Here is a 16592-nt window from a genome sequence, read left to right as displayed (position 1 = left end):
TAAACAAGCTGAATCACTTTGATTACAGTAATCCATCAAGGGCTAAATTTACTTTCAGGACATTAACAGCCGGCTCACCCCAGATACCAAAAAATGGTTCTGTCGTATATTTTTCAATTAATTCTTTCACAGCTTCCTCACTTATATTTCGTTCCCTGGCAATCCGTGAGGCCTGATACTGTGCGGCTTCTGGCGAAATATGGGGATCTACACCACTTCCCGAAGCTGTTACCAGATCCATTGGTATTTTTGCTGTATTTTCCGGATCAATGGAATGCCACCAGTCAATCCGTTCCTCCACCAGATCTTTTTGCTCTTGCCCTACAGGCGATAAGTTGGATGTACCCATAGGTCTTCCTAGTAAATATTCCGGTTTTGTAAATTCCTGGGCTATCAGTTCAGATCCGTACTCCTTTTTCGAACCATCCTTTAATGTAACTGTAATCATACTTCCGTTTGCCTGTTTTGGAAATATAATCTGTGCAATTCCTGTAATGGCTGCTGTATAAAGTATTCCGCACAATACTGTCATTACACAGAAACAGATAAAAGCGGGTCTTAATAGATTTGTTTTTCCCATCATCGTTTCACCTCACACAATTTTCCCGGCAGTCAGCAGCATATCAATCAGTTTTATAGCAATAAACGGTGCTGTAATTCCGCCCAGGCCATAAATCAGCATGTTTCTTTTCAACAGCTTCCCTGCAGGCAGTTCACGGTATTTCACACCTTTCAGTGCCAGTGGGATGAGCGCTATAATAATCAGCGCGTTATAAATAATGGCTGAAAGAATGGCAGTCTTTGAACTGGTCAGGCCCATAAAGTTTAAGGCAGCCAGCTGGGGGTAGATCCCGAAGAATAAAACAGGAATTATGGCAAAATATTTCGCCACATCATTTGCTACACTGAACGTGGTCAGAGAACCTCTTGTCATTAGCAGCTGTTTGCCTATCCGTACAATATCAATCAGCTTTGTTGGACTGGAGTCCAGATCCACCATGTTGCCTGCTTCCTTTGCCGCCTGTGTGCCGGAATTCATTGCCACAGCCACGTCAGCCTGTGCCAGGGCCGGAGCATCGTTGGTTCCGTCACCGGTCATGGCTACCAGATGCCCTTTTAACTGATAGTCACGGATGAGTTCCAGCTTTGTTTCCGGTGTTGCCTCTGCAAGAAAATCATCCACTCCTGCTTCAGCGGCGATTGCCGCGGCAGTCATGGGATTATCGCCGGTAATCATGATTGTTCTGATACCCATTTTACGTAAATCTTCAAAACGTTCCTTTACACCATTTTTTACAATATCCTTCAGATAGATAACACCCATCACCTGGCTGTTTTTTGCAACTACAAGGGGGGTTCCTCCTGCACCTGCAACACGTTTCACAATCTGCTGGCATTCCTCCGGATAGATGCCGCCCTGTTCTGTCACAAATGCCTTTACTGATTCTGCCGCACCTTTCCGGATCTGTGTTCCCTGATAGTCAATGCCGCTCATCCTGGTTTTCGCTGTAAATTCCACAAATTCTGCATTCAGCCGGGAAAGCTCTCTCCCACGTATTCCAAACCTCTCCTTAGCCAGAACCACAATGCTTCGCCCCTCTGCCGTTTCATCAGCAAGAGAAGAAAGCTGGGCTGCGTCTGCCAGTTCGTGTTCCGTCACACCATTTACCGGAATAAATTCACTTGCCTGACGGTTTCCCAAAGTGATTGTTCCGGTCTTATCCAGCAAAAGTACATCCACGTCGCCTGCGGCTTCAATCGCCCGGCCGCTCATTGCCAGTACATTTGCCTGATTTAACCGGCTCATACCGGCGATACCGATGGAGGACAACAGCGCACCAATGGTTGTGGGGGCAAGACAGACCAGAAGGGCAATCACATTTGTGATGGAAATAGCCGAACCCCTGCCGGCCTGAAGGCTTGCAAATCCTGAAAAGGGCAAAAGAGCCGCTGTTACCACCAGAAATATAATGGTTAAAGTCACCAGCAAGATCTGCAGTGCGATCTCATTGGGTGTTTTTTTTCTGGAAGCCCCCTCTACCATGGCAATCATCTTATCAAGAAAGCTCTCTCCTGCTTCCGCTGTGACCTCAATTACAAGCCAGTCAGATACCAGTGTGGTTCCTCCTGTCACCGCGCTTCTGTCACCGCCTGATTCACGGATAACAGGAGCCGATTCACCGGTAATTGCACTTTCATCCACAGATGCAGCACCATCGATTACTTCCCCATCCATGGGAATCTGCTCTCCCGCTTTTACATATACGATATCCCCTTTTTTTAGATCAGCAGACAGTACTTCTGTAAATTCATCTGTATTGCCTGGGGATTTAAGCTTTCTCGCCCTCACATCCTTACGCGCTTTACGAAGAGTATCGGCCTGTGCCCGCCCCCGCCCTTCTGCAATGGCTTCTGCAAAATTGGCGAATAAAACGGTAAACCACAAAATCAGCGATATGGCCAGGATATAGCCTCCGTTCTCATCTTTGACTCCCATAAACGACAGAATATAAAGAACTGATGTGAGAATCGCGCCCATATAGACTACCAGCATAACGGGATTTTTCACTTGTATGCCGGGAGCCAGCTTCACAAAGGACTGTTTCAGCGCATCCGCAAAAATATTTTTATTTACACTTTTCTTTTCCATATTGGTCACCTCACTCTGTTACATCGTAAAATAATCGGCAATCGGTCCCAGAGCTAAAGCCGGTAAAAAGCTCAGCGCTCCGATGATAAAGATTACTCCGATTAAAAGCCCTGCAAACATGGTGTCACTGGTTGATAATGTTCCCTCACCGCCAGCAACTGTTTTCTTACCAGCCATATTACCGGCGAGGTAAATCGCAGCAGTCATGGGTATAAAACGGGCAAGCAGCATGATAATACCACCGGTTAAATTGGTAAAAACAGTATTCGCGTCAAAGCCGGCAAAAGCGCTGCCATTGTTATTTCCCATTGAAGTGAAGGCATATAAAATCTCAGAAAAACCATGAGCACCTGAATTGGTCAGCCACGACGAGGCCGCAGGCATGGAAACTGCTGCTGCGGTACCAATCAGTGTGACCAGAGGCGGGACGAGCACAAGCAGACAAACCATTTTCATATCATAAGGCTCCACCTTTTTTCCTAAGTATTCCGGGGTCCTGCCCACCATCAGTCCTGCAATAAATACGGTGAGAAGAACAAATGCCAGCATTCCATAAAGACCGCTGCCCACACCTCCAAAAACAATTTCTCCCAGCTGCATCAGAAACATTAATACCATCCCGCCAAGGGGCGTGAAGCTGTCGTGCATGGAGTTTACTGAACCATTTGAAGCTGCAGTAGTCGCCACCGCCCATAAGGATGAGGCTCCTGCTCCATGAATTACCTCTTTTCCTTCCATGCTGGCAGAAGCTGCTGCTCCCACAAAGTATGGAGCGGTAAACTGCTCACTGGCTGTTACCGCAATCAGGGAAGCAGCAAAGAAAAACAGCATGACAAAATAGAGGACTCTTCCCTGGCTGCTGTCCTTTACCGCTTTTCCAAAAGACACGCAAAGCGATGCAGGAATCAGAAGAATGGACAGCACCTGAAGAAGGTTTGATAATGCCGTGGGATTCTCAAGGGGAAATGCCGAATTGGCTCCAAAAAATCCGCCGCCGTTTGTTCCAAGCTGTTTAATGGCAATCTGGCTTGCCGCCGGTCCCAGGGGAATGGTCTGGACCGCCCCGTTTTCCAGCATGGCAACCTCTTTGTAAGGTCCAAAGGTCTGAACCACGCCCTGTGAAACCAGCACAATGGCAAGAATCATGGACAATGGAAGCAGTACATAGAGCGTAGTTCTGGTCAGATCCACCCAAAAACTTCCGATTGTCTTTTTCTCTTTTCCAACAAAACCTCTGATCAGGGCAAATACTACCGCGATCCCCGTTGCCGCTGAGACAAAATTCTGAACGGTGAGCCCTGTAAACTGGGTGAAATAAGTCATACCTGTTTCACCGGAATACGCCTGCCAGTTGGTATTGGATACAAAGCTTGCAGCCGTGTTAAAAGCCAGATGCCAGCTTGTGCCCTTTATTCCTGCCTCATGAAACGGCAGTACGCCCTGGAACATCTGCATCAGCCAGAGGAAGACAAAGCCGATTCCACTGAATACAAGGACAGAAAGAGCATATCTCTTTGCCCCCATTTCTTCGTCGCTTTTCACTCCCATGAGCTTATAGATTCCATATTCCACAGGTGCGAGCATTCGGGTCAGAAATACGTTCTGACCGGTCATCACCTTATATATATAAATGCCCAGTGGGATGGACAATCCAATAAGAAGAGAAACGTATAAAATGTCCTGAAGGATTATCATCTTCATAAATTCTCACCTCGAAATAAAATATAGAATAAGTAAATCAGCAAAGCCAGACCAATACAGCCTGATATTACCAGTACGATTCCCATTACTCTCAACTCCTTTTTTTTGTTATTTGCAATCATAATGATATCAGAAAAGATGTCAAGAATGTGTCAATTCATCATGATCGGTATCAAGAAAGTGTCAAGATAAAAACGGAGCCAATAACAGAACAATAACAGAAACAGGCTGACTTCGAAGAAATGAAGTCAGCCTGTTTCTCTATATGGTCTATAGCATATCCTGTAGATTTTTTTGAGCAGAATAGATGGACTTGTTATCGTTAAAGACATAAGCCACGCAGCATACCAGGAAAAAATACGGCACATAAGAGTATCCAAAAACCTCTGCTCCTATAAAAACAGGAGCCAAAAGCGTATTGGTAGCACTGCCGAAAACTGCCGTATATCCCAATGCTGCAGCAAATTCAACGGGCAGGCCAAGTATCACCGCCAGAGCAGCACCAAGAGTTGATCCAATGGAAAACAAAGGGGTAACTTCTCCTCCCTGAAATCCCGCTGCCAATGTAATTATTGTTAAAACAAGTTTTAAAACCCAGTCCCACTGGTATATCTTATCACCATGAAAGCTTGCTGAAATCAGGTTTGTACCAAGACCGGAATACCGTCCCATTCCTGACACAATCAGTAAAATCATCAGGAACGTTCCTACTATGGCTATTTTACTGACAGAACTCTGAAACCGGTTATTTAATTTGTCCTTCACCAGTTTTAATCCATGGGCAAACATTGCCCCCACTAAACCAAACATAATTCCTGATAAAATTAATTTCATAATAAATACAGGATCCAACTGTATCTGTGTCTGAAGATTATAATGAAATTTTTCCAGACCCAGGCTTCCGGAAACCCAGGTGGCCACAAAAGCTGCAATTACTGCAGGAAATAAAGCCGTATACTGCAAAGAACCCGCGATTAAAACTTCAAGTGCAAAGAAACACGCGGCAATGGGTGTCTGAAATAATCCAGAGAATCCTGCCGCCATACCTGTTACCAGGAATACCTTTGAATGGGAAACCATGTTCAGTTTACGGCCAACCCAGTGAGATACTGTTGCACCAATCTGTACCGCCACACCTTCACGTCCGGCGCTGCCCCCAAAGAGGTGGGTCAGCCATGTGCCGACTACTGTAAAAGGGATCAGCCGCAGAGGAATTTCATCTTCCTCTCCATGACCCACCTGGAAAACCAGACCCATTCCTTTTACACATTTTCCTCCGAACAAAGAATATGCTTTTGCTATGATTACTCCTGCTACAGGTAAAAATAATATAAGGGGGAAGAAATAGTGTTCCCGGACATCGGTTAAAAAAAGCAGCATTTTACCAAAGCCTGCATCAAGTGCACCTACTACAGCTCCAATTACCACTGCGCATATCCCTAATATAAAAAGCTGCCTTATATTTTTCAACTTTTCTAAAAGCATTGTAATTTTTCTCCTTAACAAAAAAATAACTGACCACTTCTGTATATTTAACATAAATATACAGAAGCCATCAGCAAAGTGCGGTTTGAATCCAACGATCCAGGGAGAGCTTCATTCCCAGTCCAATAATAGTACTAAGTTTACTTTCTTTTTCAGACCTTGTCAAGTACACTCCTGTAAATAACTGCAGAAAAACGGTAGAATCCTGTTTGTAAATGTGGTATGCTCTGATAAAGTAAAAATGAAACCGCCTTAGTATAAAGGAGATTAACGTTAATGATTTTTGAGATAACAGATACCATTCATGAAACCGATGAAAAATATATTTTTGAAGGCTTGCTGGAATATAATTTAGAAAGAATTGAAGACAAGAATCCCAGGGATCTGGGTATCTATCTTCCAGATGAAACAGGCAGAAAAATTGCAGGGTTAATCGGTAGCACCCATGGAAACTGGCTGTTTGTAAAGTATCTCTGGGTAAGCAAAGAGTTGCGTGGAAAGCAGATCGGAAGTAAAATTTTAATCCAGGCAGAAGAAACCGCAAAAGAACGTGGGTGTAAGTATTCATTTTTAGATACATTTAGTTTTCAGGCGCCTCTGTTTTATAAAAAACATGGATACAAAGAAGTCTTTACATTAGAGAACTATCCAGTAACGGGAAAGCGCTATTATTTCACCAAATCTTTATAAATAACAATAGTACGGCAGGAAATCCCGTGGCACACAGCACCGGGATTACCTTGCGTCACAGAAGTGTTCCTTTTTTATTACTTTACCAATCCTTTATTTTTAGCATAATCACAAACAAAGAACGTGAATGCAAAGATCAATAATATGAATGCTGACAGGAAATCCCATATATCAATTAAAGGTTCAGATATCATTCTTGATAATATTATATTTATAATTAACATGAATGGAATGGATAACAAAAAAGTTATTCCTCCAGCAACTAATTTTCTTTCTCTTAAGCGATTGAAAATCACAAATAAGAGCCATAAGTACGCTGTCGAAATAATTGCCATAATTGCACCAACTGAAAAAATAGCATTAACTTTTATAAGGCTTCTCAATATAAATAGATATGGAATGATAAAGATACTTACTGATATCAGGCCTCCATTAATTCCCTTTCTCCCTGATATAATAATTGGGAACGATACAACCCAGGTAAATATTAAACTTTTCTGCTAACTGTGCCTGAGTCAATTTTTTCTCCTTACGACATTTAGCAATAAATTTTCCAATTTCAACCTGATTCATCGCAGTGCTCCTTTCCTCTCGAACTTTACACCTTTTGCCGGTGATATAAACGAACTATAAGTTGAATTATGGCAACTCAACCTATGGTTGGGGAGTAGTTTTCTATAAAGTCCGCTCTTTATTCTCAGTTTAGCATATAATCATGCAATCTAAAAGAATTATATTAGCATTGAATATCATATATAATTCTATAAATAACTGCATAAAAATAGTAGAATCCATTTTCTAAATGTGGTATGCTCTGATAAGAAAAATTTGTACACCACTCTTTTGCTACGGAGGCAAAAATCATGAAATCCTTCAAAAATAAGGGTTCTAAAGAAATAATAAAATATATTTTAATAACAGTAGTAATCATTGCCGCTGCCACTGGAATCGGCTGGATTTTTCTAATGATTGGATTTCCTGAAACAAACATTGTTATTGTTTATCTCCTTTCTGTTTTAATCACTGCCCGCTTTACAAGGGGATATGCTTACGGACTTGTGGCTGCTGTAGTGGCTACCTTTACTTTTAACTATTTTTTTACAGTACCCTACTATACTTTTTCAGTCAGTGATCCAGCTTATTTCATTACATTTGGTATTATGACAATTACAGCAATTATCACAAGCACCCTTACTTCGAAAGTAAAACAAAATGCTTTGGAATCACAGGAGAAAGAAGCAGAAACAAGTGCTCTGTTTCACCTTACCAACCGATTAACGGATGCAGCTGATATAGCCGATATTGCAAGTATCACAACAGGAACTATCAGCGGTATTATGAATTGCCGTGCTGCCTGTTTGTGCTTTGACGAAAGCGGTCAGCCAGAGCAGAGCTTTATTCAGCAGTTAAACAGCAATGAACAGGTGCGAAGAAAAGTGGACGATACGGCTGAAGTGAAACACCAGATAGAAAGTCTGAGGAGCGGTTATTCCATAGGCAGTGAATTTTATGACTGGCCCATTTATGGCAGAGAATCCATACTTGGCATTCTTAGAATACCAAAAGAACATGCAGTTATCATGGGGGAACCTCAAAAACGTCTGCTTCGTTCCATGATTGAAAGCACGGCGCTTGCCATGGATCGTTTTCAAAGTGCCAGACAGCAGCAGGAGTCACGAGAGGAAACAATCCAGGAACGTTACCGCAGTAATCTTTTGCGGGCTATTTCTCATGACCTTCGCACACCTCTTTCCGGTATTATGGGCACATCAGAGATACTTATGGACATGACCGAACCACAGGATCCAAGATATGATCTGGCAGAAGGAATTCATAAAGATGCGGACTGGCTGCATTCACTGGTTGAAAATATTTTAAGTCTGACCCGGCTGCAGGATGGGCGGCTCACCATTACAAAACAGCTGGAAGCGGCTGAAGAAGTTGTTGGCGGAGCTGTGGGGCATATCTTAAAGCGCTATCCAGAATACGAAATTACGGTAGATGTACCTGAAGAAGTCCTGATTGTCCCTATGGATGCAAAATTGATTGAACAGGTGCTGATTAATTTACTTGATAATGCCATTAAGCATACACCGCCAACTGGAGAGATTAAAATTACAGTGAGTCAGGAAACCAATTTCGCTACCTTTTCCGTCGCTGATTCCGGGTGCGGCATAGCAGTATCAGATTTACCCAATATTTTCCAGATGTTTTACACCACCCGCGCCGGAAAAGCGGATTCACAAAGAAGTATTGGTCTTGGACTGCCAATCTGTGAGGCAATTATAAAGGCTCATGGAGGCACAATTGAAGGTCATAACCGCACGGACCAGATGGGTGCTGAATTTATATTCACCTTGCCAAAGGAGGAACACAATCATGCAAAACCGGAATGAACTAATCCTGATTGTAGAAGATGATTCACAGATTCGTAATTTTATCTGCTATTCACTGAAACAGGAAGGTTTTTCTTATATCACTGCAGGGACAGCACAGGGTGCGCTGTCAACACTGGTTACGGAGCAGGTTGATCTTATGCTTCTTGACCTTGGTCTTCCTGATTTTGATGGGATGGAAGTGATTAAAAAGGTCCGTGAATGGTCGGAAATGCCTATAATTGTAGTCTCCGCCCGGGATCAGGATAAGGAAAAAGCATCTGCACTGGACAATGGAGCGGATGATTATCTCACAAAGCCATTCTCGTCCATGGAACTCATGGCTCGCATCCGGGTTGCCATCCGCCATCTGCACAAAGCAGAAAGCACCCGGTTACAGACTACGTTAGGTGTAGGCGGGCTTAAAATTGATCTGGATAAACACATGGTGTATCTTGAGGACAGCGAACTGCATACCACCCCCCTGGAATACAGCCTGCTTTCTTTGTTTTTCAGAAATATTGGAAAAGTGCTGACTACAAACTATATTATTAAAGAAATCTACGGGGCTGGATATGGATCTGACACTCAGGCTCTCAGAAAACTGATGGCGGGACTAAGACGTAAAATTGAAAAGAATCCGGCAAAACCACGTTATATCCTGACAGAAATCGGGGTGGGATACCGACTCTCCGACGTATAAACACAACTTTATTTTTCATATAAGACTATTTCCGTAACCTGGAAATGGTCTTTTTTTCATCCTCACAGCTTTCTCACAGAAAATACTGCTCTCTCACAACATGCTCACAGCTTTTTTGATAGGATAAACGTGTAAGAAATCTGCAAAGGAGGTTCCCATCAATGACAAACAACGAATTAAACGAAAATAGAGAAACTCTTACAGCCCTCTGTGAGACGATACGGGATCTGATCAGTATGCAGGACTATCAGACGTGTGAAACCTTGATCTGCCAGGCAATTGGAGCATACCCTCATGCGCCACAGCCCCATAATCTGATTGGAATCCTGCTTGAAAAAACGGGGGACCACCCTGCTGCCATGAAGCACTTTCGGGCAGCCTGGGCACTGGATCCCACATATCTGCCTGCACGGCAGAATCTGGAATGCTATGGCACATTTTTCTCAAATGGAAGGTGTGCTTATGATGAGAATGATTGTATAACCGATGGCACTGGCCATTAGGAGGAGTTGAATATGAAAATCCAATTTAACAAACAAAAAAATGAGAATTACACAATTATCATCGGGTGCGGCAGATTAGGTGCGAACCTGGCCAATACCCTTTCCGACAACGGAGATGACGTTCTGATCATTGACAAAAACAAAGAGGCCTTTCGAAAATTGTCCCCTGCGTTTGGTGGTCTTACCTTAAATGGAGATGCTACAGACTTAGACATTTTGCTGGAAGCACAAATAAGCAATGCAACTACGGTAATCGCTGTTACCAATAACGATAACGCAAATATACTGGTGGCTCAGATTGCACGTGAGATATTCCACATTGAACGGGTTATAGCCAGGCTGTATGATCCGGAAAGAGAATACGTTTATCATGAGTTTGGCATCGATACCATATGCCCTGCGGTCTTATCTGTAAAAGAAATTGATAAAATATTATCCAGACCCGATATGCTTAAGGATACATTACAGGAGGCAGAATAATGAAAACAAAGGTGTTGCTGGTTGGCGGAAGAAGCAAGGCAAAATCTCTTGCTATTTCGTTAATCAATAAAGGATATCAGGTAACCGTAATTAATGATACATTGGAAGATTGTGTGAAGCTGTCTGAAATCGACAGACTTACCGTCATTCATGGGGACGGAACACGTCCCTTTGTTTTAGAAGATGCAAGCGCACAAGATGCGGATATCGCCATTGCCATGACTGCAAAAGACGAAGATAATCTGGTTATCTGTGAATTGTGCAAGAAAAAGTTTCAGGTCAAAAAGACGGTCGCACTTTTAACTGATCCCAAAAAAACTGACTTTTTTTATAAGATGGGAATCGACAGTGTTGTCTGTGCTATTACTGCAATTACCGGTATTATTGAACAACAGGCTTTTGTAGATAAAATAACAACATTAATTCCCATTGGGGAAGGGCGGGTCAATATTGCAGAGGTTCCTATTACCGGTACTTCACCGGCTGTAGGTAAAAAGCTGTGGGAAATTAATCTTCCAAAGGAAGTGATTGTGGGCTGTATTCTACGTGGGGATTCGACCATGGTGCCCAGAGGGGACACCCGGATTCTGGCCGGTGATATGCTTGTCCTGATCTCTTCGGATAAACAGGAGATGGCCGCCATTCAGGAATTGACAGGAAGGTGATAACATGACCCGTAAATTTTATAATCGCAGTAATATAGGAAAGCTCATGCTTCTGATCGGTATCCTTGTTGGGGTCCCTCTGGTAATCGTCCCATTTTATCCGCAGGATAGAATCTATATGATACCGTTTATTCTTCCATCACTTGGCTCTATAGTACTTGGCAGTATTCTCTGTCTGATGAGGAAAAAGGAAGAATCCACGTTTGAATGGCGTACTTCCATGCAGCGCAGCAGCCTTACAGTCCTGTTTGCATGGGGCTGGGGTGTCCTGATTGGTGCCGGACCATTCGTACTGGGCGGGCAGCTTACGTTTGTTCAGGCACTGTTCGAGGCAGTCAGCGGCTGGACAACTACCGGCCTTTCCGTCATGGATGTGACTATAACCCCTCATATCTATCTGTTCCACAGAAGCTTTATGCAATTTTGTGGAGGCCTGGGATTTGTAATGATGATGGTAATGCTGATACAGGATAAGCAATCCATGAATCTGTATAACGCCGAGGGACATCCGGATAAGCTTCTGCCAAATTTAAAAAAGACTGCTCAGACTATTTGCCTGATGTATAATGGTTTTTTAGTGATAGGAACTGCAGCTTATGTAATTGCTGGTATGAGTTTGTTTGACGCAGTCAATCATACCATGTGCTCCCTGTCTACTGGTGGATTTTCAACCAGATTAAACAGCATCGGGGAATATAACAGCTTTCCCATAGAGATCATCACAATTATTCAGATGTTAATAGGTACCACAAATTTTGCTGTACTGCTGCTTTTGACAAAAAGGAAATGGAAGCAGGTATTGAAAGTCAGCGAAGTCCGCTTTATGTTTCTTGTGCTCATACTTACTGTTCCTGTTACTGCATTTTCCCTGATACACAGTATGAATATGGGTGTGTTTGAAGGACTTCGCCGGGCTTTGTTTGATGTTACCTCTGCACTTTCAACAACCGGCTATTCCAGCATGAGCTATACCTCCTGGCCGCCGCTTGCAGTGAATATGCTGATATTAACCATGTTAATCGGCGGTGGCATCGGTTCCACGGCTGGTGGTATCAAACTGACCCGTGTTTATCTGATGATCCGTACTGCCCTGTTAAATATACGCAAGCGCCTTACTTCACCAAGAAATGTGGAGACGATCTACTACTACAGGGCACAGGGAAAAACAGAGATTGACTCCACTCTGGCTGCAGATACCACCGGCTTTGTTACAACTTATCTGTTTCTTTATATTATCGGCACATCTCTGATTACAGTTACTTCCAACTGTTCACTGACAGAGGCCATGTTTGAATTTGCTTCTGCCCTGGGCACGGTAGGACTGTCAATCGGACTTACCTCTCCTGCTACCGGGAATGCTACCCTGGTGGTGGAAATGCTTGGTATGATTCTTGGAAGACTTGAAATTTTTATTGTGTTGACCGGAATTTATTCTACAGGCGCTTTAATCAGGCAGAAGCTGATAAAGCCCAGAAAATCCAATTGACAATCGTGTGGCAGAACAATCCCGGGGCATATAGCACCCGGGATTGCTTGTACCATTTCTCTATTTGTAATTTCTAATCACTCCCAGATCCCAGTTAATCTTCTGATAAGGACCTGATAAGTTGTTTGTACCCTGGATAAGAAAATCAACACGATTAATATCATTGATCTCCATCTTCTGATTATATCCGGCACGGATGAATTCACCGTGAGATACATTGGTGGTCCACCTGTCAGCTTTATATTGTAAATTTCCTCTCCATGCCCATTTCTCAGCCACTTTGCTCCACGGACCTCCGGCGCTGCCTGACTGCCATAATTCATAATACCGGCCATCTTTTTGATCTTCAATTGTAAGATAGTATTTGCCATCTGCCAGAGACTTATAGACATTTGCACCTTCGAACGTGTCTGATATGGCTACGGATGGAGCTCCCCAGCCTGACGGGAAATTAGAAAGTGAAGTTCTTCGTACATATAATTTACCGGAACCATCACTTGGAGTATTATACATATAAGCATAGGAATTATCACAAATAACAAAATAATCCCACCCCATGTTTCCGGAAATACCAAAGGACTTAGGCCCTGACCAGGATTTTGGATCAGCAATATTCGTTGTTGTTGCGTATGCTGCTCCATGGGTTCCATCCTGATAAACCAGATACCATAGCTTCTTGGGTTCAAAGTAAAATACCTGAGGTGCACAAAAATAATTTTCTCCAATGGAACTCATATAGGTTCGTGCAGCATTTTTAAGACCTGAAATCGTAGAGGCTGATGTATAAAGCATCTGCCATCCACCGCCCTGATTGGCACCGGTATAAAATACATGATACTTTCCTCCATAATAAACAATGGTGGGATCCTTTGCGCCATAATAATCATAGGGTTTTGCTTGTCCATGAAAAATAACTCTCTCATCTGCATACCATGTTGGATTGGATACTGCTGTTGCACTTAATAGCTTCTTCATCATATACTCTCTCCCTTAATACATTTTTCTGCCCTTTTATCCCTGGTGATTTCCACTGGCTGTCCGACACAATTTCGCAAATCTTTGAATTATCGCCTCCCTTTATATGATATGCAAAGGATACAGGAAGTGCTCCTCCTGATTTTGCACCATTGTTTAAAATGTGATATGAATTTAAAAATGTGGTATACTCTACAATAAGCGTATTTTAAACAACATTTCGTTACATATTGACCTATTATAAGACAGGAGAAGAAAATGAAAATAAAACAAAAAAGTTTATTCCACTTTTTTTTACTGATTGCAGTTGTCTTTTTTATGAATGCAGTCCCGGTATATGCAGCAGAGGAGGCAATCCCATCAATCAATGTGGACGTTCAGTTAAAAAAAGATGGATCTGCCGTTATAACAGAAGTTTGGGATGTCCGCGGTGTATCTGACGGTACGGAATATTACAAAGCGTTGTACAACATGAAGGGAATGAGCGTTCATTCTCTTCTTGTATCAGACGAATCCGGGAAGCAATACAAAACTCTGGAAAACTGGGATACAAAGCGTTCCAGAGAAGAAAAAGCCGGTACCTGCGGCATATTAAAAACCTCTCAGGGATATGAACTTTGCTGGGGAATTGGAAACTATGGCGACCATCAATATACCATACAATATACACTGGAAGGACTGGTGAAAGACTACGGTGACTACGCCGGGTTTTACCATCAGTTTATATCAGAACTTTCAAGCGCTCCTGAATCAATTTCCATGAAAATCCGAATTCCGGATACACAATTAACCCAGGACAACTCCAGAATCTGGGCTTACGGTTTTACAGGCCAGGTGGAAATAGACCCGGACGGCAGTCTGGTCGCATATTCTTCAGAAGCATTGGGGAAAAATGATTATGGAAATGTGCTCTGCCGCTTTGACAGAAGCTTATTTCCCATGGCGAAAGCAGGCGGTATGTCGTTTGAAAAATTGCAGAAATCGGCTGATAATGATAAATCTGATCTGGCTAAGACGATCCTCTTTTCCATTTTAGGAGCGTCAGCAGCTGTCATTATTCCTGGTATCTTCTTTTATTCCAGATATAAGCTGGCAGACGGAACTGTTATGAGGCTTCCTGGAATGAAACATATAGATATCAACTGGACGATTCCCTTTGGAGGCAGTATTCCTGCCGTATACTCCGCTATGCATCTGCTGCGCCGGGGTACTGCCCTAGATGCGCTGGGCGCATATCTTATCCGCTGGCAGGAAGCAGGTTATATCCGCATGGAGAATGGGGAAAATGAGGACGGAAAAAAAATCAAAAAAGAAGAAGCGGTGGTATTGAGTCAAAATAAGCCTCATGGAACTGAAGCGGAGAATTCCCTGTATCAAATCTTAGCCAGTGAAGCTGACGAAAATGGAATTCTTCGGATTTCTGATATTGGAAAGCGTTCAGAAGAATTTCATAAGAAGCTCACTGCCTGGGAAAATGCAGTGAAACTGGAAGGCGACAATGAATTATTGCACTTAAATGCAGCCGACAAAGACATAAAAGGTACTCTTCGTTTCACTTCTTCTGGCTTTGAACAGGCAGTCAGAATACTTGGGTTTCAAAAATATTTAAAAGATATGGGTGGGCAGAAACAATACCAGACCTCCCAGGGAGCATTATGGGGTGATTATCTTGTCTTCGCCACCCTGTTTCATATGGGAGAACAGGTTCTTGAAAGTATGAAATCACTTGACCCAGTATATTTTAATTCCTTTGCAGGTCTGTACGGCTGCAATTCCTATAGTATGTTGTATTTAATAACTATGACAAACCATGTTTCCAGTGCTGCATCCCCCAGTGCAAACATGGCTGGAACCGGAGGCGGTGTCAGTTCTATGGGCGGCGGCGGTTTTTCCGGGGGAGGCGGCGGCGGAAGCCGTTAACAAAAGTTTAAATAAAAGATACCGTCAGGACCTGTTAATCCCTGGCGGTATCTCACTATCATGATTCTTTTTTGACCGGCAGCCATATCTGGAATTTGAAATCTTCGGCACCTCGGTTGCCCTCATTAGGAAAGCATTCCATATCCACAGATTCTGCATATTGATATCCTGAAGCAGGAAGCCACTCACTGAAAATACTTTTCCATGCAGCCTCCAATGTTTTACTCACCGGACCTTCCAGTTCAAAAACAGCCCAGGTTGATTCACCTATGACAAAACTTTCCATTCCTTCCGGCGGCTCCTGATCAGTGATACATGCTATGGTATAATCCACGTTTTCCTCACTTAACACCTGAATAAAACCGTGAACACCCTTTGGCGTACCATTGGATAAATGGATTAACTCTTCGTAAGTTCCATCTACAAAAACTTCCCTCCAAAATTTGTCCACAGCACCCGGATCATCCTCAGGTGCGTGAAAATGTCTTTTCATTCCTACAATTCTAAACCCTTCCTTTTTCTCAATCCTGTAATTCATCTCGGCATCTCCTTTAATAGAAATATGAAAGGTTATACGAGGATAAGCTTTTAAAGACTTCCCGTCACTGCGTGCCACAGAGGGAATCACTCCATGAATCGCCTGAAATGCGCGGGAGAAAGAATCGGGGGATTCATAACCATATTTAACAGCCAGGTCTATTACTTTTACATTGCTGTTTAGCAATTCAAAAGCAGCTAATGACATTCGCCGGCGCCGGATATAGTCTGACAAGCGTATATCTGCGATATAGGAAAACATCCGTTGAAAACAGCTGATGGAACAGCAAGCCAGCTTTGCTACCGTGGAGTAATCAATCTCTCCATCCAAATTGCCTTCAATATAGTCAAGTGCATGATTCATATCTTTTAAATAGTCCATCCTGCCTCCTTTCTGTGCCCAGTATAACAGGATTGAAATA

Annotated in this window: 15 protein-coding genes and 1 riboswitch; of the genes, 9 read left to right on the top strand and 6 right to left on the bottom strand. The window is 43.0% G+C overall.

The genetic code is table 11. The features are described from left to right. Positions 1-22: 22 nt before the first annotated feature. The 4 genes from kdpC to ACOAOT_RS06050 all read right to left on the bottom strand — a co-directional run bounded on the left by kdpC (position 23) and on the right by ACOAOT_RS06050 (position 5836). Positions 23-583, bottom strand: a complete 561-nt coding sequence (gene kdpC, locus ACOAOT_RS06065) for a potassium-transporting ATPase subunit KdpC (protein WP_420216172.1) — start codon at positions 581-583, stop codon at positions 23-25. A 9-nt stretch (positions 584-592) separates the two neighbouring features. Then, entirely contained in the window at positions 593-2650 is a 2058-nt protein-coding gene (gene kdpB, locus ACOAOT_RS06060) for a potassium-transporting ATPase subunit KdpB (RefSeq protein ID WP_420216171.1), read from the bottom strand. A gap of 18 nt (positions 2651-2668) precedes the next feature. Next, positions 2669-4351 (bottom strand): potassium-transporting ATPase subunit KdpA, encoded by a 1683-nt coding sequence (gene kdpA / locus ACOAOT_RS06055; RefSeq protein ID WP_420216170.1) that lies wholly within the window; start codon positions 4349-4351, stop codon positions 2669-2671. Positions 4352-4621: 270 nt separating this feature from the next. Continuing rightward, complete coding sequence (locus ACOAOT_RS06050; protein WP_420216169.1) at positions 4622-5836, bottom strand: chloride channel protein; 1215 nt, start codon at positions 5834-5836, stop codon at positions 4622-4624. 54 nt (positions 5837-5890) lie between these two features. Next, a riboswitch (Fluoride riboswitch) is annotated at positions 5891-5964 on the bottom strand. Positions 5965-6112: 148 nt separating this feature from the next. Here ACOAOT_RS06050 and ACOAOT_RS06045 point away from each other — a divergent pair. The 8 genes from ACOAOT_RS06045 to ACOAOT_RS06010 all read left to right on the top strand — a co-directional run bounded on the left by ACOAOT_RS06045 (position 6113) and on the right by ACOAOT_RS06010 (position 12738). Beyond that, positions 6113-6526: a GNAT family N-acetyltransferase gene (locus tag ACOAOT_RS06045; protein WP_420216168.1), complete on the top strand. Its 414-nt coding sequence runs from the start codon at positions 6113-6115 to the stop codon at positions 6524-6526. A 144-nt stretch (positions 6527-6670) separates the two neighbouring features. Further along, the gene (locus ACOAOT_RS06040; RefSeq protein ID WP_420216167.1) at positions 6671-7030 is read left to right on the top strand and encodes a hypothetical protein; all 360 of its coding nucleotides are present in this window, start codon (positions 6671-6673) and stop codon (positions 7028-7030) included. Positions 7031-7389: 359 nt separating this feature from the next. Continuing rightward, complete coding sequence (locus ACOAOT_RS06035) at positions 7390-8922, top strand: DUF4118 domain-containing protein (RefSeq protein ID WP_420216166.1); 1533 nt, start codon at positions 7390-7392, stop codon at positions 8920-8922. Beyond that, positions 8906-9604 carry a response regulator gene (locus tag ACOAOT_RS06030; RefSeq protein ID WP_420216165.1) on the top strand — a complete coding sequence of 233 codons (699 nt, stop codon included), beginning with the start codon at positions 8906-8908 and terminating at the stop codon, positions 9602-9604. The genes ACOAOT_RS06035 and ACOAOT_RS06030 overlap by 17 nt, the downstream gene beginning before the upstream one ends. A 161-nt stretch (positions 9605-9765) precedes the next feature. Next, positions 9766-10107 carry a hypothetical protein gene (locus ACOAOT_RS06025; RefSeq protein WP_420216164.1) on the top strand — a complete coding sequence of 114 codons (342 nt, stop codon included), beginning with the start codon at positions 9766-9768 and terminating at the stop codon, positions 10105-10107. A gap of 12 nt (positions 10108-10119) precedes the next feature. Continuing rightward, on the top strand, positions 10120-10587 hold the full coding sequence (locus ACOAOT_RS06020) for a potassium channel family protein (RefSeq protein ID WP_420216163.1): 468 nt from the start codon (positions 10120-10122) through the stop codon (positions 10585-10587). Then, positions 10587-11252 (top strand): potassium channel family protein, encoded by a 666-nt coding sequence (locus tag ACOAOT_RS06015; RefSeq protein WP_420216162.1) that lies wholly within the window; start codon positions 10587-10589, stop codon positions 11250-11252. Before ACOAOT_RS06020 ends, ACOAOT_RS06015 begins: the two co-directional genes overlap by 1 nt. Before the next feature lie 4 nt (positions 11253-11256). Continuing rightward, the gene (locus ACOAOT_RS06010; RefSeq protein WP_420216161.1) at positions 11257-12738 is read left to right on the top strand and encodes a TrkH family potassium uptake protein; all 1482 of its coding nucleotides are present in this window, start codon (positions 11257-11259) and stop codon (positions 12736-12738) included. A 60-nt stretch (positions 12739-12798) separates the two neighbouring features. On the opposite strand, the gene ACOAOT_RS06005 is transcribed toward ACOAOT_RS06010, so the two are convergent. Beyond that, positions 12799-13716 (bottom strand): non-reducing end alpha-L-arabinofuranosidase family hydrolase, encoded by a 918-nt coding sequence (locus tag ACOAOT_RS06005; protein WP_420216160.1) that lies wholly within the window; start codon positions 13714-13716, stop codon positions 12799-12801. Positions 13717-13971: 255 nt separating this feature from the next. On the opposite strand from ACOAOT_RS06005, the gene ACOAOT_RS06000 reads away from it, so the two are divergent. Beyond that, positions 13972-15633, top strand: a complete 1662-nt coding sequence (locus ACOAOT_RS06000; protein ID WP_420216159.1) for a DUF2207 family protein — start codon at positions 13972-13974, stop codon at positions 15631-15633. 58 nt (positions 15634-15691) lie between these two features. On the opposite strand, the gene ACOAOT_RS05995 is transcribed toward ACOAOT_RS06000, so the two are convergent. Next, the gene (locus tag ACOAOT_RS05995; protein ID WP_420216158.1) at positions 15692-16552 is read right to left on the bottom strand and encodes an AraC family transcriptional regulator; all 861 of its coding nucleotides are present in this window, start codon (positions 16550-16552) and stop codon (positions 15692-15694) included. Positions 16553-16592: the final 40 nt, after the last annotated feature.

It is taken from the genome of Lacrimispora struthionigena, assembly GCF_048627165.1.
Taxonomy (GTDB): domain Bacteria; phylum Bacillota; class Clostridia; order Lachnospirales; family Lachnospiraceae; genus Lacrimispora.
The sequence above is the reverse complement of the archived record's forward strand: the minus strand, read 5'-3'. Positions and strand labels throughout refer to the sequence as shown.

What these genes read in the sequence shown, in the direction of transcription:
- kdpC (WP_420216172.1), bottom strand. Translation starts at nt 583, where the DNA reads ATGATGGGAAAAACAAATCTATTAAGACCCGCTTTTATCTGTTTCTGT.
- kdpB (WP_420216171.1), bottom strand. Translation starts at nt 2,650, where the DNA reads ATGGAAAAGAAAAGTGTAAATAAAAATATTTTTGCGGATGCGCTGAAA.
- kdpA (WP_420216170.1), bottom strand. Translation starts at nt 4,351, where the DNA reads ATGAAGATGATAATCCTTCAGGACATTTTATACGTTTCTCTTCTTATT.
- ACOAOT_RS06050 (WP_420216169.1), bottom strand. Translation starts at nt 5,836, where the DNA reads ATGCTTTTAGAAAAGTTGAAAAATATAAGGCAGCTTTTTATATTAGGG.
- ACOAOT_RS06045 (WP_420216168.1), top strand. Translation starts at nt 6,113, where the DNA reads ATGATTTTTGAGATAACAGATACCATTCATGAAACCGATGAAAAATAT.
- ACOAOT_RS06040 (WP_420216167.1), top strand. Translation starts at nt 6,671, where the DNA reads ATGAATGCTGACAGGAAATCCCATATATCAATTAAAGGTTCAGATATC.
- ACOAOT_RS06035 (WP_420216166.1), top strand. Translation starts at nt 7,390, where the DNA reads ATGAAATCCTTCAAAAATAAGGGTTCTAAAGAAATAATAAAATATATT.
- ACOAOT_RS06030 (WP_420216165.1), top strand. Translation starts at nt 8,906, where the DNA reads ATGCAAAACCGGAATGAACTAATCCTGATTGTAGAAGATGATTCACAG.
- ACOAOT_RS06025 (WP_420216164.1), top strand. Translation starts at nt 9,766, where the DNA reads ATGACAAACAACGAATTAAACGAAAATAGAGAAACTCTTACAGCCCTC.
- ACOAOT_RS06020 (WP_420216163.1), top strand. Translation starts at nt 10,120, where the DNA reads ATGAAAATCCAATTTAACAAACAAAAAAATGAGAATTACACAATTATC.
- ACOAOT_RS06015 (WP_420216162.1), top strand. Translation starts at nt 10,587, where the DNA reads ATGAAAACAAAGGTGTTGCTGGTTGGCGGAAGAAGCAAGGCAAAATCT.
- ACOAOT_RS06010 (WP_420216161.1), top strand. Translation starts at nt 11,257, where the DNA reads ATGACCCGTAAATTTTATAATCGCAGTAATATAGGAAAGCTCATGCTT.
- ACOAOT_RS06005 (WP_420216160.1), bottom strand. Translation starts at nt 13,716, where the DNA reads ATGATGAAGAAGCTATTAAGTGCAACAGCAGTATCCAATCCAACATGG.
- ACOAOT_RS06000 (WP_420216159.1), top strand. Translation starts at nt 13,972, where the DNA reads ATGAAAATAAAACAAAAAAGTTTATTCCACTTTTTTTTACTGATTGCA.
- ACOAOT_RS05995 (WP_420216158.1), bottom strand. Translation starts at nt 16,552, where the DNA reads ATGGACTATTTAAAAGATATGAATCATGCACTTGACTATATTGAAGGC.